Below are 21,642 nucleotides of genomic sequence, written 5' to 3'. Positions count from 1 at the left end.
ACCATGTTTCGGAACGCAGCGGAACTAGTGGCGCAAGCTAAAGAACAAAATGTAAAAATCGCAGAAATTATGATTCAATGTGAAATGGAAACAAGAAGTATTTCACGTGAAGAAGTAATTGCTGGTATGGAAAAGAACTTAGTCGTGATGGAACAAGCAGTAGAACGTGGTATTCGCGGCGTGAAATCACCAACTGGTTTAACTGGTGGAGATGCTGTAAAAGTTCAAGCGTATATGAAGAGTGGAAAAGGCTTATCTGGAGATACGATTTTGGATGCAGTAAGCAAAGCTGTTGCAACAAATGAAGTAAACGCAGCGATGGGAATTATTTGTGCAACACCAACAGCAGGGTCTGCTGGAACAGTGCCAGGTGTACTATTTGCGCTAAGAGAAAAATTGCAGCCTACACGTGAAGAAATGATTGAATTCTTATTTACAGCAGGAGCTTTCGGTATGGTTGTTGCGAATAACGCTTGTATTTCTGGTGCTGCAGGAGGATGCCAAGCTGAAGTTGGTTCAGCAAGTGGAATGGCGGCTGCAGCTGCAGTTGAGATGGCTGGTGGAACACAAGATCAAGCAGCTACAGCGATGGCAATTTCATTAAAGAACATGCTTGGTTTAGTGTGTGATCCTGTTGCAGGACTTGTAGAAGTACCTTGTGTAAAACGTAATGCAGCAGGAGCTGCAAATGCGATGATTTCAGCAGATTTAGCATTAGCTGGTGTAACGAGTACAATTCCATGTGATGAAGTAATTGAGGCAATGTTTAGAATCGGACAAACGATGCCAGTAGCACTTCGTGAAACAGCGGAAGGTGGACTTGCAGCAACGCCGACTGGTCGTCGCCTGCAAGAAGAGATTTTTGGGAAGAACAATAACTAAGTGTAATTATAGAAAAAGGAGCTCAAATAAACTTGAGCTCCTTTTTTTATTTTTCTTTTGTTAGTTGTTCTAATGTTTTTCCAAGATTATGTGATCGTTCCGTTGCCTGTGTAATACAAGAAATAAGTGCTTGTTGAAATTTATGTTCTTGTAATACTTCAATACCTGCTTCGGTAGTTCCGCCAGGAGAAGTAATTTCCTTTCGCAAAATAGAAGGGTGTTTGTCACTTGCTTTTAGCATTTCAGCAGCACCAATCATCGTTTGAAGAATAAGTGATTTTGCAACATCTTCTTTTAAACCAATTTTTTTTGCAGCTTCTTCCATAGCTTCCACTACGTAATAAATATAAGCAGGTCCACTTCCGGATAATGCAGTGACAGCATGCATATCTTCTTCCTCTACAACAGAGACGAGACCAATCGTTTCAAATAAAGATGTTGCAGTGCGAATATGTTCCGCTGTTGCATGTTTCGAAGGGGAGATAGCGGTAGCTGATTTTAAAATGGCTGCGGATGTATTTGGCATTGCACGAATAATTGGAACGTCTTTTTGAAGTAGTTTTCTAATTGAGTGAGTAGAAACACCTGCTAGTAATGAAATAATAAGCACGTTATTATTTATGTATTCTTTAAAAGGGATAAGCGCCTCTGCAACATCCTTTGGTTTCATTGCTAGAAAAAGAATATTTGCATCAGTAAGTAATTCTTTTTTATTATGAGTACCCTTGACACCGTATTTTTTATGTAGCTCTTGTAATCTTGTCTCGTTAGAACGATTACTTACAGTAATTTGTTCACATTTAACAACATTTGCATGTAACAAGCCACCAATAATAGCTTCAGCAATAGAGCCTGCACCGAGAAAGGAAATGTTTTGAATAGACATGATGTTCCTCCTTTAATTTTGGTTAGAAATTCTTATAAATGTACATACATTCGTTTTTTTATAGGAAACACCTCTTTTTATCTGAAAATAATGACAAATATATATAGAAGTTGTAAACTGAAGAAGTATTCATTTTTGAACCGGAAAGAGACAGGGGGGCTAAGCATGACGGCGATTCACCGAATGGAGATTCCTGTACCATTTGCAGTGGAAACTGTGAATGTGTTTTTAGTTGAGGGGGAGACATTAACATTAATTGATACAGGGACGAATACAGAAGAGGCAAGAAATGCGTTAGAAAGTCAATTAGGTACATTAGGACATACGATAGAAGATATTGAAACAGTAGTCATTACGCATCATCATGCAGATCATTGTGGACTTTTAAATATATTTTCTGAGAAGACGAATATTATTGGACATCCTTGGAATGAGCCTTGGATCACACAAAATCCAGAGTTTTTAAAGCGGTATCATGAATTTTTTAGAGAGACGGCCTTACAGTTTGGTGTGCCAGTAGCATTTTTGAAAGACGAGTCGTTATTGACGACGAGGACACTTAAATATTCTTGTAATAGATCGTTAACGCATACTGTGAGAGAAGGAGATCGTATTAATTCTTTGCCTGGATTTACAGTGCTTGAAACACCAGGTCATGCTTCTACTCATATTTCTTTATATAGAGAATCTGATGGAATATTAATTGGTGGAGATGCTCTCATTAGTCATATTTCTTCGAATCCAATACTAGAACCACCATATGAAGGGCAAACAGAACGGGCACGCCCATTACTACAATATAATCAAACATTACAGCGTTTAAGCGAAATGAATATTTCACGCATTTTATCAGGGCATGGGGAAGATGTTCTAAATGTGAAACAACTTATTGAAACGAGATTACAAAAGCAAGAAACACGTGCTTTTAAAGTACTTGAGTTATTAAAGGAAAAACCAATGACAGCATTTGAAGTATGTGTAAAACTATTTCCGGTATTATATAAAGAACAATTACCACTTACTATTTCAGAAACGGTTGGACAATTGGACTATTTAGCATATAATCAACAAGTGATGATTGATGAGTCATCGCAACAATTGATTTATTATGCAAAGTAGGTGACAGCAATGACAGGACGTTTACAAAATAAAGTAATCGTCATTACAGGTGCTTCTAGTGGGATTGGTGAGCAAGTTGCAATGCAAGTTGCAGCACAGGGAGCGACTCCAGTATTAATGGCTCGAACAGAAGAGAAACTACAAGCGTTAGTAGACAAAATTAAAGAAACTTATAATACGTCTTGCTATTATTATGTATTAGATGTAAGTGAAGAGATGGAAGTACAGTCTGTTTTTTCAAAGGTATTACAAGAAGTGGGACGTATTGATATATTAGTAAACAATGCGGGATTTGGTATTTTTAAAACGTTTGAAGATGCGTCAATGGGTGAAGTAAAAGATATGTTCCAAGTAAATGTATTTGGATTAGTAGCATGTACGAAAGCGGTACTACCTTATATGGTAAACAAGAATGAAGGACATATTATTAATATTGCTTCACTTGCTGGAAAAATTGCAACTCCGAAATCGAGTGCTTATGCAGCAACGAAACATGCCGTATTAGGATTTACGAATAGTTTACGCATGGAATTAGCGAATACAGATATTTATGTTACAGCAATTAATCCAGGTCCGATAGATACAAACTTTTTTGAAATAGCGGATCAATCTGGTACATATGTAAAGAATATGGGACGTTACATGTTAAAACCAACATACGTAGCAGAACAAATCGTAAAGTCGATGCACACGAAAAAACGTGAAGTAAACTTACCGAAGTGGATGGGAATTGGCCCGAAACTTTATGCTTTATTCCCAGGTTTATTTGAACGTGTAGCAGGTAAATCATTAAGTAAAAAATAGGAGATTTCCATATGGAAATCTCCTATTTTTTATTGTTTTCCAGTTACATAATCATAAACAATATCCTCAATTTCCTCGTATAAATCAATTTCAATATTTGAATGAGTCACCGTTTGAATATGTTTCACTAGCATTTCCTGATCTTCTTTTGATATTGGACTGCATTGATATTGTTGAAAACTTTTTATAATCATTTTCTCAATTAATTTTTCGTTCATATTTTTCCCCGCCTGTATGTACGTATGTATTGTTTTATTGTACTTGAAGTGAAATAAAAAAACTACTATGCACTATTTTTGTATAAAAATTCGGTTGGGTATATTATTTTTCTAATAAAATTAAGTTTTTTTAGATTTAAAAATTTATAAATATTTAATTGACTCTATAAATATACAATATTATAATCATACTTAATTTAAAGAATCGATATGAGGAGGAACTTATGAAAGTCGCAATTATTGGAGCCACTGGATATGGGGGCATTGAGTTAATTCGTTTATTAGAACAACATCCATATTTTTCGATAGCATCTCTCCATTCTTTTTCACAAGTTGGTGAGTGTATAACAAATGTATATCCGCATCTTCGAAATGTCCTTTTTCATACGTTACAAGAAATTGATGTGGAGACGATAGGAAAAGAAGCAGAAATCGTATTTCTAGCAACCCCAGCAGGAGTATCGGCGGAGTTAACTCCCAAGTTATTAGCAGAAGGTTTAAAAGTAATTGACCTATCTGGAGACTTTCGTATGATAGATTCTTCGTCATATGAACTGTGGTATAAAAGGCCAGCAGCGAAAGAAGAAATTCTTAGAAAAGCAGTGTATGGGTTAAGTGAATGGAAAAGGACTGGGATTCAAAAGGCAAATTTAATTGCAAACCCAGGATGTTTTGCTACAGCCACATTGCTAGCGATAGCGCCGTTAGTACGTAGCGGCATGATTGAAGAAGATTCGATTATTATTGATGCGAAATCAGGGGTATCAGGAGCAGGTAAAACACCAACAACAATGACTCACTTTCCTGAGCTATATGATAACTTGCACATTTATAAAGTGAATGAGCATCAGCACGTTCCAGAGATTGAGCAAATGCTTACAGAATGGAATAGTGGATCACAGCCAATTACATTTAGCACACATTTAATACCGATATCACGAGGAATCATGATTACACTTTATGCAAAAGTAAAACAAAAGATGGAAATAAAGCAACTTCAAAAATTGTATGAAGAAACGTATGAACAATCGCCTTTCATCCGAATTTGTACGCAAGGGAAATTTCCAAGTCCAAAAGAAGTGAGAGGCTCAAATTATTGTGATATTGGCATAGCTTACGATGAAAGAGCTGAAAGAGTTACGGTCGTTTCTGTTATAGACAATATGATGAAAGGCGCGGCTGGGCAAGCGATTCAAAATGCAAACATAATAGCGGGACTAGAAGAGACAACAGGTTTACAACATATGCCGCTTTATGTATAAGGGGGACATGATGATTAAAGTAGCGTCTATTACAAAATTAGAAAATGGTTCAATTGTAACGCCGAAAGGCTTTTCGGCAATTGGTACTGCAAATGGTTTAAAAAAGGAGAAAAAGGATTTAGGTGCCATCGTTTGTGATGTACCAGCATCATGTGCCGCTGTGTATACAACGAATCAAATACAAGCAGCTCCTTTGCAAGTAACGAAGGATAGTATAACGGCAGAAGGGAAGTTACAAGCAATTATCGTTAATAGTGGAAATGCAAATGCTTGTACTGGAATGAAAGGATTACAAGACGCATACGAGATGCGCGCATTAGGGGCGGAACATTTTGGGATGAAAGAAAATTACGTTGCAGTAGCTTCAACAGGTGTAATTGGTGTTCCACTGCCGATGGATATAATCCGAAAGGGAGTTGCAACTCTTATACCGACGAAGGAAGAAAGTGAAGCATATTGTTTTTCTGAAGCAATTTTAACGACGGATCTTATAACGAAAGAAACTTGCTATGAAATGATTATTGATGGGAAGAAAGTGGCGATTGCGGGTGTTGCAAAAGGTTCAGGGATGATTCATCCGAATATGGCAACGATGCTTAGTTTTATTACGACAGATGCTCATATAGAGCATGACGTATTGCAAACAGCGTTATCACAAATAACGAATCATACATTTAATCAAATTACGGTAGATGGAGATACTTCTACGAATGATATGGTCATCGTTATGGCAAGTGGATTATCCGAAACAAGGCCGATAAATATGGAACATACAGATTGGGAAACTTTCGTATGTGCTTTACAGCAAGTATGTGAAGATTTAGCGAAAAAAATTGCGCAAGATGGTGAAGGAGCTACGAAGTTAATAGAAGTAAATGTGCTAGGAGCTCAAACGAATGAAGAGGCAAAAAAAATTGCAAAGCAAATAGTCGGTTCGAGTCTTGTGAAAACAGCAATACATGGTGAAGACCCAAACTGGGGGCGAATTATTAGCAGTATTGGACAAAGTGAAGTAGCTATTCATCCGAACACAATTGACATTACTCTTCAATCTATATCGGTATTAAAAAATAGTGAGCCTCAAATATTTTCTGAAGAAGAAATGAAAGAGAGATTACAAGAAGATGAAATAGTCATTAATGTGTACTTACACTTAGGTGAAGAGACAGGATCAGCTTGGGGCTGTGACTTAAGCTATGAATATGTGAAAATAAATGCTTGTTATCGTACATAAGGAGAGAGAAGATGAGCGATTATATTGTAGTGAAATGCGGCGGTAGTATGTTGAATCAATTAAATGCTGTGTTTTTTGATTGTATAAAGAAATTGCAACAGAAGTATAAAGTAGTGATTGTTCATGGTGGTGGGCCAGAAATTGATGCCAAATTAAAAGATTGTAACATCAACGTAGAAAAAAGAGATGGATTACGCGTAACACCAAAAGAAGTTATGGATGTTGTTCAAATGGTGCTATGCGGAAGTACGAATAAAAAACTCGTAATGAATTTACAAAAGCATAATTTACTTGCTGTAGGTTGTTCAGGGTGTGACGGTAATTTACTTCAAGTTCAACCTGTCAGCGAGGAGATAGGATATGTGGGAGAAGTAAGTTATGTAGAAACAGCCTTATTAAAAGGATTAATAAATATGGGGTATATTCCTGTTATTGCTCCAATCGGGGTAAATGGTAATGAAATTTATAACATAAATGCGGACAATGTTGCAGCTGGGATTGCGGCCGCGTTAGGGGCAAAAGAGCTGATTTTTATTACGGATGTAGATGGAATATTACATGAAGGGAATTTGGTAAAGGAAACGGATGAATCTGAAATTGCAACTTTTATAGAAACAGGTGTTATTACAGGTGGGATGATTCCGAAAGTACAGGCGGCACTAGCATCATTGAAAATGGGAGTGCAAAAGATAAGTATTGTGAATGGTACAAAAGATTTTACTGAGGTTACGGGAGAGTGTATTGGAACGACGGTAACGAAAGGTGTGAGTATTGCATGACGAGTCATCTTTTTCAAACGTATGGCAGAAGAACTATTGAGTTTGTAAAGGGAACTGGAACGAAAGTTATTGATAATAAAGGTAAGCAATATTTAGATTTTACATCAGGAATTGGCGTATGTAATTTAGGACATTGTCACCCTACTGTTCTCAAAGGTGTACAAGAGCAACTTGATGATATATGGCATATATCTAACCTGTTTACAAACAGCTTACAAGAAGAAGTTGCGTCATTATTAACAGAAAATAGAGCATTAGATTATGTGTTTTTCTGTAATAGTGGGGCAGAGGCAAATGAAGCGGCTTTAAAGTTAGCACGTAAGCATACTGGAAAATCTCTCGTCGTAACATGCCAGCAGTCTTTTCACGGTAGAACATTTGGAACGATGAGTGCAACAGGCCAAGATAAGGTAAAAGAAGGATTTGGTCCATTACTTCCATCTTTTTTACATATCCCTTTTAACGATATTAAAGCATTAGAGGAAGTAATGAATGAAGAAGTTGCGGCGGTAATGGTAGAAGTTGTTCAAGGAGAGGGAGGAGTAATACCTGCTGATCTATCTTTTTTGAAAGAGATTGAAACATTATGTAATAAGTTCGGTTCCTTATTTATTATAGACGAAGTTCAAACGGGGATAGGAAGAACTGGAACACTATTCGCTTATGAACAAGTGGGAATAGAGCCTGATATCGTTACCGTTGCAAAGGCACTTGGGAATGGGATTCCTGTCGGAGCGATGATTGGCGGGAAAGAGCTCGGAACGTCGTTTACTGCAGGATCACACGGTTCAACTTTTGGCGGGAATTACATCGCGATGGCTGCAGCGAAAGAAGTATTGCAAGTGAGTAAAAGACCATTGTTTTTAAAAGAAGTACAAGAAAAAGGCGAGTATGTATTAGAGAAGCTGCAAGAGGAATTACAGCATGTCGAATGTATTCAAAATATACGTGGTAAGGGGCTTATGATTGGGATTGAGTGTAAGCATGAAGTTGCAAGTTTTATAGAACAACTAGAAAACGAAGGACTTCTCGTATTACAAGCAGGCCCTAATGTTATAAGACTATTACCGCCACTCATTGTCCCGAATGAAGAGTTAGAACAGGCAGTATATATAATAAAAAAAGTAGTTTGTACAAAAAACGTATCAATCATATAAGGGGGAAGTTTCATGTCAACTGTACAAGTACCGAAATTAAATACGAAAGATCTTTTAACACTAGAAGAATTAACGAAAGAAGAAGTTATTTCTTTAATTGAGTTCGCTATATATTTAAAAAAGAATAAGCAAGAGCCTTTATTACAAGGCAAAATATTAGGGCTTATTTTTGATAAGCATTCAACTCGTACTCGTGTATCTTTTGAAGCGGGAATGGTACAACTCGGGGGACATGGTATGTTTTTAAGTGGGAAAGAGATGCAAATGGGAAGAGGAGAAACCGTTTCAGATACTGCGAAAGTATTATCGCAGTATATTGACGGGATCATGATACGTACATTCTCACACGCGGATGTAGAAGAGCTTGCAAAAGAATCGAGTATTCCTGTTATTAATGGATTAACGGATGACCATCATCCTTGTCAAGCATTGGCAGACCTCATGACGATATATGAAGAAACAAATACATTTAAAGGAATAAAATTAGCTTACGTAGGTGACGGAAATAATGTATGTCATTCATTGTTGTTAGCTAGTGCAAAAGTTGGAATGCATATGACTGTTGCAACGCCTATAGGGTATGAACCGAATGAGGAGATTGTAAAAAAAGCGTTAGCGATTGCCAAGGAAACAGGAGCTGAAATTGAAGTTTTGCATGATCCTGAATTAGCGGTGAATGAAGCAGATTTCATTTATACTGACGTTTGGATGAGCATGGGGCAAGAGGGCGAAGAAGAGAAATATTCTTTATTTCAACCTTACCAAATCAATAACGAACTTGTTAAGCATGCGAAACAAACATATCGTTTCTTACACTGTTTACCTGCCCATCGTGAAGAAGAAGTAACAGGCGAAATTATAGATGGACCACAGTCTATCGTATTTGAGCAAGCTGGTAATCGATTGCATGCTCAAAAAGCGTTATTAGTGAGTTTATTTAAAAATGTAGAAGAGCCTTCCTAAAAGGGAGGTTTTTTTATATTAAAATGTCGGATGTATATTTGGTTAACCATTTCGATATCATTTATAATAAAAGAGAAAACTAAATTTGTTTTTCAGAGTGTGTAAGGACATACTACATATAAAAATATAGTTAAAGAGATGATGAGGGTGAAAACAACTAAGAAAACATATTCGTTTTTTCAGCGGATGTGGAGAATATTAAAGTTTCAATATTATAAGTTGCTTCGATCGCCAGAAGGCGCAAAGAAAGTATCGTTAGGGTTTGCTATAGGATTCGGCTTAGAAATGTTAGTCATTTATACGGCATCGCTCGTATATGTAATATTTTATCCAATCGTCAGGTTAGCAAAGGGATCTTTTCCTGCGGCAGTTATTGGCAATATTATTGGGAAAATATCGTTTCTCCCAGTATTTTTATTTCCGCTTGCGTATGCGCTAGGAAAAATGATTTATCCATTTCATGTACAGAAAATTCATCATGAACCATTTACGATATCGGACTTGTTTTCAAGTCACATTTTTACGATATTAAAGAGCTTATTACAAAGTGAAGTGTATGTATTAATTGGAATGACGATTTTAGGAGTTGTGTTTGGTCTCATTTCATATTTCGTTGTGCATTATTTATACGAAAAGAACCGTAAGTTACGCTTGAAGAAAAGGAAGAAACGAGTGAGAGAACCACTTGTACAATTATAAACAATGTCACATTCATTTTCTCCTTTGAATATGTTTAAGAAAAAGGAGGAGAGGATAATGTATTATTATTACGTACCTCAAGTATATCCATATGTAAATTATTATCCGGTTTATGATACGAGTAGACAATACGAATTATATCGGCAACAACAATTACAGCAAATACCACAATTACCACAACAACAGCCTACACAGGAAAAAAAACCATATTTAACAACATGGCCATATTCCAATGTGTACTATGGTAATTATTACGAATCATAAAGCTGCTTCTATTTAGAAGCAGCTTTATACGTTTGTTTTCAAAATTAAATTTTGAATGGTTTGAAGAGAATGAATGAGCTTTTCGCGCTCTTCCTCAGATAATGTTTGGAAATTTTCTTTTAGTTTGTCTAAAATGAATTGCTGATACTGATTTACTAATAATTTCCCTTCAGCTGTTAGAGAAATTAAAATGACCCGTCGATCTTTTTCGCTATAATGACGCTCTATTAGTTCTTCTTGAATAAGTTTGTTTAATAGAGGTGTCATGTTAGGCCGTGAAATCGCTAGCCGCTTGCCGATTTCGGAAACTGCTAATGTGCCGTTTTCATGCAAAAGCAGTAATACTTGTGTATGTGATGGCGGCATATGTCTTTGAGAAGAAAATTCTCCAGGAAGCATAAATTTGCGATAAAAAAGAGGCACTAGCGAAAGAAGATGATCAACAATACGTTCCCACTCGCGTGATTCCATATAAAGGCCCCCTTCCACTCTCATTGTAACAAAAAAGACATGTTATAAAAATAGAATTGTTTCATGGGAATTTTAATATTTGTAGGCCAACACTTTTTTTGTAAATGAATCGGCAATAATCGTATAGCCTTTATCATTTGGGTGTACTTGGTCAAAGAGCAAATCTTTTTTATCATTCGATATTAATTTACGAATTGGCAAAACGATAGATGGTTGATTCACTTTTGCAATAGAATAAACGGATTCATTCCAGCCGTCTAAAAACATATCTGCATAACTTGCGATGGAGTCATCGAGTTGTAACGGGTTATAGAGTTCAGAAAGAATGAGTAAAGCATCCGGATTTTGATCTCGGACTGTCTTTACAATATTTTTTACATCCGCTTCAAAATGAGCTTTTTCTTTATTTAACATTTTTATACCATCTATAACACCAACATCACGATTTAAACGAAATAAATTATTTCCTCCAATATTAATGGTAATGATATTTGCTGCTCTAATTTTTTCCTTTACATCTTCTGATTGAACTTTTTTAGCGAGACGATCTGTTGTAAGACCGTTTACCCCAAGGTTTTCTACTGTAATTGGTTTATGAATTTGTGCTTCTATTTGCGTAGAAGCTAATTCAGCAAATCCACCTTGTGTCGATCCATATCCTTTAGCGAGTGAATCACCTAATACAAGATGATAAAAAGATTCGTTTGTTTGCTTATCAATCCAATTTGGGGCAGATGTTTTTTCTGTTTTTTCTTCAGATTCATTTTGTTTTGTCTCGTCGTTCTTTTCAAAATAAGAATAAGAAATGATCAGAAGGAGGAGACAAACAATTGTTAAGATGACTCTTTTCATAAATTCATCCTCCTTGTAATTGGTAATTGTATCATATTCAGCAGTATTAGCAATGTAAGGGCATATTATATGTTTATGAAAAGTTTATAATAACTTTACAGAAAATTTGTTGAAGTTTGTCAAAAAATATTGACGATAGGAAAGAACTTTATATATGATAATGTCAGATAAGGTGAAATTTTAATTAGTGGGAGCTTTATTTCCTATTAATTGTTAGTCTTCATCAATCGAGCGTTTAAGGGGACTACTCGTTAGCGCAGGGTGAAATGAAAATTGTGTCTCTAATAGAAGAAAAAAGGTATGTGGTTAGAGACAGATAGGGATTCATTTCATTATTTTTGGTAATTGTATAAGGGGGATTTTTTGTGAAAAAGTCAAAAAAAATGCTAGCTGGAGCAACTCTTGCGATTGGTGTTATAGCACCGCAAGTAATGCCAACAACAGCTCATGCAGATGAGAACACTGGGGAGAGTACAGTTAAGTTACGAATTCTAGAAACATCGGATATTCACGTTAACTTAATGAATTACGATTATTATCAAACGAAAACAGATAATAAAGTAGGCCTCGTGCAAACTGCAACACTCGTTAATAAAGCACGTGAAGAAGTGAAAAACTCTGTCCTATTTGATGATGGGGATGCATTACAAGGGACACCGCTTGGGGATTACGTAGCGAATACAATAAAAGATTCGAAGAATCGTGTGGATCCTAGTTATACACATCCATTATATCGTGTAATGAATTTAATGAAGTATGACGTCATCTCTCTTGGGAATCATGAATTTAACTACGGTTTAGATTATTTAAACAAGGTGATTGAAAAAACGGATTTCCCGGTTATTAACTCGAATGTATATAAAGTTGACCATGATGATAAGGAAGAGAACGATGAAAATTATTTTAAACCATATCATATTTTAAAGAAAGAAGTAGTGGATGAAGCAGGCCAAAAACAAATAGTGAAAATTGGTGTAATGGGATTTGTTCCACCACAAATCATGAACTGGGATAAAGCGAACTTAGAAGGAAAAGTAAAAGCGAAAGACATCGTCGCAACAGCAAAAATAATGGTGAAAAAAATGCAAAATGAGGGTGCGGATATTATCGTTGCATTGGCTCATTCAGGCGTCGATAAGAGCGAATATAAAGAAGTAAATAAAATGGAAAATGCATCATATCATTTAGCAACACAAGTTCCAGGCGTAGATGCAGTATTAATGGGACATTCACATACTGAAGTGAAGGATGTATTTAATGGTGTTCCAGTCGTAATGCCTGGTGTTTTTGGTAGTAACTTAGGTATTATTGATATGCAATTGAAAAAGGTAAACGGAAAATGGGAAGTGCAAAAAGATCAATCTAAGCCACAACTTCGCCCGATTGCTAATAGTAAAGGTACCCCATTAGTAGAATCTGATCAAAAATTAGTTAATGAAATTAAAGATGAGCATCAAGCGACAATCGACTATGTAAATACACCTGTAGGTACAACGAAAGCACCAATTAATAGTTATTTTTCATTAGTACAAGATGATCCTTCCGTACAAATTGTGACAAATGCGCAAAAATGGTATGTAGAACAAGAACTTAAAAAACCAGAGTACGAAGAGATTAAAGATATTCCGGTTTTATCTGCAGGCGCACCATTTAAAGCAGGTGGCCGAAACGGTGCTACATATTATACGGATATTCCAGCTGGAACGTTAGCAATTAAAAACGTTGCAGATTTATACGTGTATCCAAATACGTTATATGCTGTAAAAGTAAATGGGGCACAAGTGAAAGAATGGCTTGAAATGTCTGCAGGTCAGTTTAATCAAATTGATCCAAAGAAAACAGAAGAACAGCCGTTAGTAAATATAGGCTATCCTACATATAACTTTGATATTTTAGATGGCTTAAAATACGAAATTGATGTAACACAACCAGCGAAATACGATAAAGATGGAAAAGTTGTAAATGCAAATACGAATCGTATTGTAAATATGACATATGAAGGTAAGCCAGTAGCTGATGATCAAAAGTTCATCGTCGCTACAAATAACTATCGTGGAAGTAGTCAAACGTTCCCAGGTGTAAGTGAAGGGGAAGTTGTATACCAATCACAAGATGAAACACGTCAAATCATTGTGAAGTATATGCAAAAAATAAAAAATATTGATCCAGCAGCTGATCAAAATTGGACGTTTAAACCGATTGTTGCAGATAAATTAAATACAACATTTGATTCTTCACCAAATGCACAAAAGTATATAAAGAAAGATGGGAACATATCATATGTTGGACCATCTGAAAATGAATTTGCTAAATATGCAATTGATATAACGAAGAAAAATGATGATAAAGAAACTGGTGGAGAAAATCCAACGACACCACCAACGGGTGAAGGAAATAATGGAGAGAATCCAACAACACCGCCAACGGGTGAAGGAAATAATGGAGGAAATCCAACAACACCACCAACGGGTGAAGGAAATAATGGAGGAAATCCAACAACACCACCAAAAGGTGAAGGAAATAATGCTGGATCTGGACAAACTACAACAGATGATCAAAATACAAAAGAAACAACAACAACTGTAAGTGAAAATAAAGAAGCTGAAAAAGATGAACGTGATTTACCGAAAACAGGTGCAAGTATTGCTTCTACAATTGGAGCTGGTCTTGCGTTTGTTGGAGTGGGATTACTTATGTTATTTAGAAGAAAGAAAGCGAATAGATAGTCGAGAAATATAAAAAGGATTACCGATTTGGTAATCCTTTTTGTTATATTATGAAACTGGTACTGCTTTTTCTTTTTTCCATGAAAGACCGAATCCAGTAAAGCCGACGATAATGGTTACGACTGGACATGCTAAACAGAAGATTGCGTATGGCAGGTAATCGAATGTTGGAACGCTAAGAACGTTTGTTAAGAATACGCCACTTACACCCCATGGTACGAGTGGGTTAATTACTGTACCAGCATCTTCTAATACTCGTGATAAATTACGACGTTCTAAACCGACTTCATCGTATTTATTAGCAAATGCTTGTCCTGTTAAAACGATGGATAAGTACTGCTCACCAAGTAAGAAGTTTACACCGATTGCAGTTGAAGCAGTAGAAATAATTAAGCGTGTACTAGTTTTTACGAAGCTAGAGATAATATTCATCAGCTGCGCTATAATACCCATTCCTTGTAATAATCCTCCCATACAAAGAGCTAGGAAAATAAGAGCGATTGACATCATCATACTTTGCAGGCCACCGCGAGATAATAAGCTATCAATGTCTTTGATACCAGTTTTAGAAACGTAACCGTCTTGCATAATTTTCATTAAATCAGCTAAAGAAGTGCTAGGTTTAAAAATAAAGAGAATAATAATCCCTACCACAATTCCTGCAAGTAATGTTGGAACTGCGGGTACCTTTTTAAATGCGAATAGGAACAGTAATAAAATAGGAATCAGTGTAACGATAGAAATCGTTGCATTTTTTTCTAATGTGTTAATAAATGCTGAGAAATCAACGTTTCCACCAGATCCGCTTCCTAAAATGAAAAATGCGATAAATGCAATAATGAAAGCTGGCACTGTTGTCCAAAGCATGTTACGAATATGTTCAAATAAATCTACACCCGTTACAGCAGGCGCTAAGTTTGTTGTATCAGATAAAGGAGACATTTTATCTCCGAAGAATGCACCAGAAATAATTGCACCAGCAATAAGAGCTGGATCGTATCCAAGGGCAGTACCCATTCCCATAAAAGCAAGTCCTACAGTTGCAGCAGTTGTAAAAGCACTACCGATACTCGTTCCAACAATTGCACAAACAACAAAAACAGTTGGAACGAAAATTTTTGGAGATACAAGCTGGAAGCCGTATACCATTAAAGTCGGAATAGTTCCAGCTGCGATCCAAACGCTAATTAATACGCCTACAAGTAAGAAAATAAATATAGATGGAATACCAGCTGAAATACTACTAATCATCCCTTTCTCCATAGTAGACCAAGAGATTCTCTTCAGGAATCCAAATGCTAATAAAAGAACGATACCAAATAAAATTGGGATGTGTGGTGAAACTTCTAATTGAATAACACTAAAACCAATACAGAAAAAGATAAAAATTGTTAAAAGAACAGACTCAATTTTTGAAACCATTGTTTTCCCCTCCTAAGTAATGTAAAATAGCTCTTTTTTATATAAAATTCGCCAATATTGTATATTTCCTTCTAAAATTTAGAATTTTGTGACAAATTACCGGTAATTGTTAGTCCTTCTATATGATACGGAAATGATTGGATAAAAAAACGTCCCTGCATATAATTATGCAGGGACGAAGAAATCGCGGTACCACCCTAGCTTGTGAAATGAATGCGTCACAAAATAAAGGGTCATATGATATGCGCTTATAAAATAAAAAACGCCCCTGCAATATATGCAGGGACGAAAAATTCGCGGTACCACCCTAAATTGTGAAACAGTGTCGTTTCACCACTCTTTAGACATAACGGTCTATAACCGTCTTTCACTACTCCTCACGTTTCGTAAAAGAAGCTCCAGGGGGTAATTCATAATTCGCTCTGTACTGGTTCGCACCGACCACCAGCTCTCTGAAATCAGAAATCGAAATACTACTAAATCCTATCAACGCCGATTCATATGATGTTAGTTAAATTTTTATCATATTTTCATCTTACATGTCAATAAAAATATTAAATGTTTTTTTTAGGGAAATAAAGGATAATTGTTTTTAACGCTGTAAAAATGTACGTTATAATGAATTTGAAAGGGGGAGCAAAGAGTGAAGAAAAAAATAATTCTTTTTACCACTTTATTAGTTATTGGAGGAAGTGCTGGAATTTACACAGCTTTTGCGGCTGAATCAGAGCAGTTGAAACAAAAGCAAATACAACAGTCAGAAGTGAAGAAAGTAAAAGAAATAGAAGAGAAGAAATCAATGGAAAAAGCAGCAGAAAAACTAGGAGTTTCTACTGAGGGGAAAACAAAAGAAGAGGTTACGAAAGAAGTAAATACCGCTAGATTTGAGAAGCGTCATGATTTATTAATTGAGCACGCTAAGCAACTTGGAATTGATACAGAGGGGAAAAAAGATGAAGAAATTATTTTAGAAATTGGAAAGATACAGCATGGAAAGTAGAACAACTTATCGTATGATAAGTTGTTCTTTTTTAAGAACTATTTGATTTTAAAATAATTGACAGTCATTCGGATTTAATGTTAACTATATTTATAAACAAGTTAACATTAGGGGTGACAGTTGTGACAATAAATAGTAGAACGATTGAAAAATCATCTTATACATATGAAGAATTAGCAGAGAAAAATAAAGCTTACGTATGGCACCCATTTACACAAATGAAAGATTATTTAGAAGAAGATCCTGTCATTATTGAACGTGGAGAGGGAAGAAAACTATACGATGTAAATGGTAATGAATATTGGGATGGTGTTTCATCTATATGGTTAAATGTTCACGGACATCAAGTACCGGAATTAGATGAAGCAATTCGTGAGCAATTAAATAAAATTGCTCATTCTACTATGTTAGGACTTGCTAACGTTCCATCTATTTTATTAGCAGAAAAAATTATTGAGGTTGTACCAGATGGATTGAAGAAGGTATTCTATTCTGATTCAGGTTCTACCGCTGTTGAAATTGCAATTAAGATGGCTTTCCAATATTGGCAGCATAAAGGGAAACCAAAGAAACAAAGATTCGTTACATTAAAAGAAGCATATCACGGTGATACAATTGGAGCTGTTTCAGTAGGAGCAATAGACTTGTTTCACCAAGTGTATAGTTCGCTCTTATTTGATGCGATTAAAATGCCGTATCCATATACATATCGTTCTCCTTACGGAAATAATAAGGAGGAAATTGTAAAAAGCCATTTAGAAGAAATGGAAGAATTGTTGAAAGAAAAGCATGAAGAAGTAGCTGCCATCATTGTAGAGCCATTAATGCAAGGTGCTGGCGGAATGATTACAATGCCAAAAGGATATTTAAAAGGACTGCGCGATTTATGTACTAAGTACAATGTATTATTTATTACAGATGAGGTAGCGACTGGATTTGGGCGTACAGGGAAAATGTTTGCGTGTGAACATGAAAATGTGACGCCAGACATTTTAACTGCTGGGAAAGGTTTAACAGGTGGATATTTACCAATTGCAGTTACGGTAACGACAGATGAAATATATAATGCCTTCTTAGGAGAATATGAAGAACAAAAAACATTTTTCCATGGACATAGCTACACAGGTAATCCGTTAGGGTGTGCCGTAGCAATCGCGAATCTAGAACTATATGAAAAAACAAATTTAATAGAAGAAGTGGCACGTAAAACGGATTATGTGGCAGCGCAATTAGAAAAGCTCTTTGCGTATAAACATGTAGGTGATATTCGTCAGTGCGGATTAATGGTTGGTATTGAGCTTGTGAAGAATAAGGAAACGAAAGAAGCGTTTGACTGGACAGAAAGAGTCGGTGTTCAAGTATGTAAACGCTCAAGAGAGCTGGGTGTGATTTTACGACCGCTAGGTAACACGATTGTATTTATGCCACCACTTGCTTCTACTTTTGAAGAGATTGATGATATGTTACGCATTTTATATAAGGCAATCTCAGATGTTACGGAGGGAGAATAATGAGTGGTTTTTTCATAACAGCAACTGATACTGAAGTTGGAAAAACAGTAGTTGCAGGTGCTATAGCAGGTGTATTTAGAGAATTAGGATATAACGTAGGGGTATATAAACCGTTGCAAAGTGGGCATGTTGCATCAAACCCTGAGGGAGATGCGGCAAGATTAAAAGTACTATCAGGTGTACCGACACAAGAAAATGAAATTTGCCCTTATTCTATTGAAGAACCACTTGCTCCGAGACTTGCCATGAAAAGAGCTGGAAGAGTAGTAAAGTTAAAAGAAATTACTGATTGCTATAATGAACTATTAAAAGAGTTTAATAGCTTATTTGTAGAAGGAGCAGGTGGGCTTGCTGTTCCATATACAGAAGATGCTTTAGTAATTGATTTTGCAAAAGAATTACAGTTGCCTCTTATTGTAGTAGCTCGTCCTACATTAGGAACAGTAAATCATACAGTGTTAACGATTGCTTACGCAAAGGCGCATGGCTTAACCGTAGCGGGTGTCATTTTATCAGGTTGCAAAGAATGTGAAATGGAAAGAGTGCAAGAAAATAAAGAGATGATTGAAGAGCTGAGCGGGGTACCAGTTTTAGGATTATTACCATTCTTTGAAGGTGAGTTTACGAAAGAAGAAGTATTAGAATCTGCAAAAGAACATATTATGATTTCAAAATTAGAGGAGTTTATCCAAAATGAATCAAACGTGGCGGGCGCACCTTCAATCTAAATTACAACAATTACATGAGCAAGGGCAGTATCGAAATTTATATGTAACAGAGAAGGCAGAAGAGACTTGGCTTATTCGAGATAAAAAAAGGATGTTAAATTTAGCGTCAAATAATTATTTAGGGTTAGCTGGAGATGAAAGGTTAAAAGAAGCTGCTATTGCCTGTACAAAAAGATGTGGAACTGGAGCGACTGCCTCTCGTCTCGTTGTAGGAAATCATCCATTATATGAAGAGGTTGAGAGAAGCATATGTGACTGGAAAGGTACTGAAAGAGCTTTAATTGTAAATAGTGGGTATACGGCAAATATAGGTGCCATATCTTCTTTAGCCTCTCGGCACGATATTGTTTTTAGTGATAAGTTAAATCACGCAAGTATTGTTGATGGAATCATATTAAGCGGGGCAGAGCATAAAAGGTATCGTCATAATGATTTGGATCATTTAGAGAAGCTGTTGAAAACAGCGTCACCTGAAAAGCGGAAATTAATCGTAACTGATACCGTTTTTAGTATGGATGGTGATACTGCTTATTTGAGAGATTTAGTACAGCTGAAAGAGAAATACGGGGCAATCATTATAGTCGATGAAGCACATGCGAGTGGAATATATGGAATCGGCGGAGCTGGGTTATCTCATATAGAAAAAAATCTTGCTCAAAAAATTGATATACATATGGGGACGTTTAGCAAGGCTTTAGGGTGTTATGGTGCGTATTTGACAGGTGATGAAATTTATATAGAGTATTTACAAAATATGATGAGAAGCTTTATTTTTACTACAGCTTTACCACCAAGTACGTTAGGAGCAGTGCAAAAAGCAATTGAAATTGTAAAAGAAGATAACGAAAGAAGAGAGAACCTTATAGCAAATGGAGAATACTTCAGAACTAAATTAAGGGATGCTGGTTTTGATATTGGGAATAGCTCAACTCATATTGTACCGATTGTAGTCGGTTCAAATGAACATGCTTTACGGTTTAGTAAAAGGTTGCAAGAGGCAGGGATTGCGGCCATTGCAATTCGTCCGCCAACTGTGCCGGTTCATAGTTCTCGAATTCGCTTTGCAGTTACATCGCAACATACAATAGCTGATTTAAAATGGGCTATTGACCGAATTATTCACATTGCGAAAGAAGAGGAGATTTTCGTATGAACGAGCTAAAGATTATTTTTATCCCCGGATGGGGAATGGAAGAGAATATTTGGGATTTAGTACTTCCGTATTTTAAAGGATATCCTGTTCAATGCATAGATTGGCGTAATGTGAACGAACGAAGTGAATTTGTGGAACGAATTATAGATGTAGCGCATAACGACAACGTAATTTTAGTTGGTTGGTCACTAGGAGCGTTAGCAGCAGTTGAAGCTTATAAAAAGATTAAGGCAAAAGGCATCGTATTAATTGGTGGTACTGCTAAATTTACAAATACGAGCGATTACAGTAACGGATGGAATGCTTTGCATGTAGAACGGCTGAAAAGGAATTTGGCGAGAAGGAAAGAAGATACGCTCAAGCGGTTTTATGAAAATATGTTTACGAAAGATGAGTTAAAAGAGAATAAAAACTTTGAAGACATTGTAGACCGTTTTAAAGGTGATTCTATTCAGTCTTTACAACTAGGTTTGGATTATTTAATAGAAACAGATATGAGAGAAGAACTAAAAGAAATTAAAGTACCTATACTACTTATTCACGGAGAACAGGATGTAATATGCCCATTGTCTGCGGCACGTAGTATGACGGAGAATAGCAGCAGCGAGCTGAAAGTAGTAAGTGATGCAGGGCATGCGTTATGTGTAACGAATTTTGAATATTGCGCAAATGAGACGATTCAATTTGTAGAGGGGATACGACATGATCAACAAAACGTTACTACAAAAACGGTTTAATGGGGCAGCCGTATCTTACGATCGATATGCAAATGTACAAAAAAAGATGGCACATTCATTACTTTCAATCTTAAAGGAACGATATAGTGAAACGGCATCAATACGTATTTTAGAACTGGGGTGCGGGACGGGGTATGTAACAGAGCAATTATCAAAGTTATTTCCGAAAGCACATATTACAGCAGTTGATTTTGCTGAAAGTATGATTGCAATTGCGCAAACTAGACAAAATGTAAAAAATGTAACGTTTCACTGTGAAGATATTGAGCGATTACGATTAGAAGAATCATATGATGTCATTATTTCAAATGCTACATTTCAATGGTTAAATAATTTACAACAAGTGTTAAGAAATTTATTTCAACATTTGTCTATAGATGGGATATTACTCTTTTCAACGTTTGGACATGAAACATTTCAAGAATTGCATGCTTCGTTCCAACGTGCGAAAGAAGAAAGAAATATAAAAAATGAAACATCGATTGGTCAACGTTTTTATTCGAAAGATCAGTTGCTTCATATATGCAAGATAGAAACAGGGGATGTGCATATTTCTGAAACATGTTACATAGAGAGTTTTACAGAAGTTAAGGAGTTTCTACATTCTATTCGAAAAGTAGGAGCGACTAATAGCAATGAAGGATCATATTGTCAAAGTCCCTCACTCTTTCGTGCGATGCTGCGCATATACGAAAGAGACTTCACGGGAAAAGAAGGGATAATGGCAACGTATCATGCTTTATTTATGCATATAACAAAAGAGGGGAAGAGATGA

22 protein-coding genes and 1 other annotated feature are annotated in these 21,642 nt (G+C 36.1%); of the genes, 17 read left to right on the top strand and 5 right to left on the bottom strand.

Translation table 11 applies throughout. The features are described 5' to 3' along the window. Positions 1 to 3: 3 nt before the first annotated feature. On the top strand, positions 4 to 882 hold the full coding sequence (gene sdaAA / locus ACQRBL_RS20585; protein ID WP_000489461.1) for an L-serine ammonia-lyase, iron-sulfur-dependent, subunit alpha: 879 nt from the start codon (positions 4 to 6) through the stop codon (positions 880 to 882). Positions 883 to 928: 46 nt separating this feature from the next. On the opposite strand, the gene proI is transcribed toward sdaAA, so the two are convergent. Continuing rightward, the gene (gene proI / locus ACQRBL_RS20580; protein WP_000027242.1) at positions 929 to 1,768 is read right to left on the bottom strand and encodes a pyrroline-5-carboxylate reductase ProI; all 840 of its coding nucleotides are present in this window, start codon (positions 1,766 to 1,768) and stop codon (positions 929 to 931) included. A gap of 165 nt (positions 1,769 to 1,933) precedes the next feature. On the opposite strand from proI, the gene ACQRBL_RS20575 reads away from it, so the two are divergent. Further along, a complete protein-coding gene (locus ACQRBL_RS20575; RefSeq protein ID WP_000125135.1) occupies positions 1,934 to 2,887 on the top strand; it encodes an MBL fold metallo-hydrolase in 954 nt (317 codons plus the stop codon). Between the two features lie 9 nt (positions 2,888 to 2,896). Next, positions 2,897 to 3,691 (top strand): SDR family NAD(P)-dependent oxidoreductase, encoded by a 795-nt coding sequence (locus ACQRBL_RS20570; protein WP_097960769.1) that lies wholly within the window; start codon positions 2,897 to 2,899, stop codon positions 3,689 to 3,691. Positions 3,692 to 3,720: 29 nt separating this feature from the next. Here ACQRBL_RS20570 and ACQRBL_RS20565 read toward each other — a convergent pair whose 3' ends face one another. Then, positions 3,721 to 3,909, bottom strand: coding sequence for a YqzH family protein (locus tag ACQRBL_RS20565; RefSeq protein WP_001003222.1), 189 nt, complete (start codon positions 3,907 to 3,909; stop codon positions 3,721 to 3,723). 224 nt (positions 3,910 to 4,133) lie between these two features. Between ACQRBL_RS20565 and argC the strand changes: the two genes are divergently transcribed. The 7 genes from argC (at position 4,134) to ACQRBL_RS20530 (ending at position 10,267) form a co-directional block, all read left to right on the top strand. Further along, on the top strand, positions 4,134 to 5,171 hold the full coding sequence (gene argC / locus ACQRBL_RS20560; protein WP_023522978.1) for an N-acetyl-gamma-glutamyl-phosphate reductase: 1,038 nt from the start codon (positions 4,134 to 4,136) through the stop codon (positions 5,169 to 5,171). Between the two features lie 10 nt (positions 5,172 to 5,181). After that, positions 5,182 to 6,405: a bifunctional glutamate N-acetyltransferase/amino-acid acetyltransferase ArgJ gene (gene argJ / locus ACQRBL_RS20555; RefSeq protein ID WP_000598385.1), complete on the top strand. Its 1,224-nt coding sequence runs from the start codon at positions 5,182 to 5,184 to the stop codon at positions 6,403 to 6,405. An 11-nt stretch (positions 6,406 to 6,416) separates the two neighbouring features. Continuing rightward, positions 6,417 to 7,184: an acetylglutamate kinase gene (argB, locus tag ACQRBL_RS20550; protein ID WP_023522977.1), complete on the top strand. Its 768-nt coding sequence runs from the start codon at positions 6,417 to 6,419 to the stop codon at positions 7,182 to 7,184. Then, a complete protein-coding gene (locus ACQRBL_RS20545; protein WP_098256491.1) occupies positions 7,181 to 8,341 on the top strand; it encodes an acetylornithine transaminase in 1,161 nt (386 codons plus the stop codon). Before argB ends, ACQRBL_RS20545 begins: the two co-directional genes overlap by 4 nt. A gap of 12 nt (positions 8,342 to 8,353) precedes the next feature. Then, entirely contained in the window at positions 8,354 to 9,304 is a 951-nt protein-coding gene (argF, locus tag ACQRBL_RS20540) for an ornithine carbamoyltransferase (RefSeq protein ID WP_088020475.1), read from the top strand. Between the two features lie 138 nt (positions 9,305 to 9,442). Further along, positions 9,443 to 10,003, top strand: coding sequence for a DUF2062 domain-containing protein (locus tag ACQRBL_RS20535; protein ID WP_002005691.1), 561 nt, complete (start codon positions 9,443 to 9,445; stop codon positions 10,001 to 10,003). A 57-nt stretch (positions 10,004 to 10,060) separates the two neighbouring features. Further along, entirely contained in the window at positions 10,061 to 10,267 is a 207-nt protein-coding gene (locus ACQRBL_RS20530; protein WP_016080355.1) for a hypothetical protein, read from the top strand. A 24-nt stretch (positions 10,268 to 10,291) separates the two neighbouring features. Here the strand turns inward: ACQRBL_RS20530 and ACQRBL_RS20525 are convergent, their stop codons facing one another. Next, a complete protein-coding gene (locus ACQRBL_RS20525; protein WP_000445819.1) occupies positions 10,292 to 10,738 on the bottom strand; it encodes a MarR family winged helix-turn-helix transcriptional regulator in 447 nt (148 codons plus the stop codon). Positions 10,739 to 10,810: 72 nt separating this feature from the next. Beyond that, positions 10,811 to 11,590, bottom strand: a complete 780-nt coding sequence (locus tag ACQRBL_RS20520) for a GDSL-type esterase/lipase family protein (protein WP_023522974.1) — start codon at positions 11,588 to 11,590, stop codon at positions 10,811 to 10,813. Positions 11,591 to 11,955: 365 nt separating this feature from the next. Here ACQRBL_RS20520 and cpdB point away from each other — a divergent pair, with 365 nt between their 5' ends. Continuing rightward, positions 11,956 to 14,316 (top strand): bifunctional 2',3'-cyclic-nucleotide 2'-phosphodiesterase/3'-nucleotidase, encoded by a 2,361-nt coding sequence (gene cpdB, locus ACQRBL_RS20515; protein ID WP_411995613.1) that lies wholly within the window; start codon positions 11,956 to 11,958, stop codon positions 14,314 to 14,316. A 48-nt stretch (positions 14,317 to 14,364) separates the two neighbouring features. On the opposite strand, the gene nhaC is transcribed toward cpdB, so the two are convergent. After that, positions 14,365 to 15,738 carry a Na+/H+ antiporter NhaC gene (gene nhaC, locus ACQRBL_RS20510; protein ID WP_000253737.1) on the bottom strand — a complete coding sequence of 458 codons (1,374 nt, stop codon included), beginning with the start codon at positions 15,736 to 15,738 and terminating at the stop codon, positions 14,365 to 14,367. Positions 15,739 to 16,016: 278 nt separating this feature from the next. Next, positions 16,017 to 16,237, bottom strand: a binding site (T-box leader). A 144-nt stretch (positions 16,238 to 16,381) separates the two neighbouring features. Between nhaC and ACQRBL_RS20505 the strand changes: the two genes are divergently transcribed. The 6 genes from ACQRBL_RS20505 (at position 16,382) to bioC (ending at position 21,642) form a co-directional block, all read left to right on the top strand. Then, positions 16,382 to 16,738 (top strand): hypothetical protein, encoded by a 357-nt coding sequence (locus ACQRBL_RS20505; RefSeq protein ID WP_000726902.1) that lies wholly within the window; start codon positions 16,382 to 16,384, stop codon positions 16,736 to 16,738. A gap of 77 nt (positions 16,739 to 16,815) precedes the next feature. Next, complete coding sequence (bioA, locus tag ACQRBL_RS20500; protein WP_411995612.1) at positions 16,816 to 18,249, top strand: adenosylmethionine--8-amino-7-oxononanoate transaminase; 1,434 nt, start codon at positions 16,816 to 16,818, stop codon at positions 18,247 to 18,249. Continuing rightward, positions 18,249 to 18,977: a dethiobiotin synthase gene (gene bioD, locus ACQRBL_RS20495; RefSeq protein ID WP_023522971.1), complete on the top strand. Its 729-nt coding sequence runs from the start codon at positions 18,249 to 18,251 to the stop codon at positions 18,975 to 18,977. Before bioA ends, bioD begins: the two co-directional genes overlap by 1 nt. After that, entirely contained in the window at positions 18,943 to 20,130 is a 1,188-nt protein-coding gene (gene bioF / locus ACQRBL_RS20490) for an 8-amino-7-oxononanoate synthase (protein ID WP_023522970.1), read from the top strand. The genes bioD and bioF overlap by 35 nt, the downstream gene beginning before the upstream one ends. Further along, a complete protein-coding gene (locus ACQRBL_RS20485; protein ID WP_097920365.1) occupies positions 20,127 to 20,867 on the top strand; it encodes an alpha/beta fold hydrolase in 741 nt (246 codons plus the stop codon). Before bioF ends, ACQRBL_RS20485 begins: the two co-directional genes overlap by 4 nt. After that, positions 20,833 to 21,642, top strand: coding sequence for a malonyl-ACP O-methyltransferase BioC (gene bioC / locus ACQRBL_RS20480; RefSeq protein ID WP_023522968.1), 810 nt, complete (start codon positions 20,833 to 20,835; stop codon positions 21,640 to 21,642). The genes ACQRBL_RS20485 and bioC overlap by 35 nt, the downstream gene beginning before the upstream one ends.

The sequence above is a fragment of the Bacillus sp. AF62 genome, from assembly GCF_050312695.1.
In the GTDB taxonomy this organism is placed as follows: Bacteria; Bacillota; Bacilli; order Bacillales; family Bacillaceae_G; genus Bacillus_A; species Bacillus_A cereus.
This window is presented reverse-complemented; position numbering and strand designations above follow the sequence as displayed.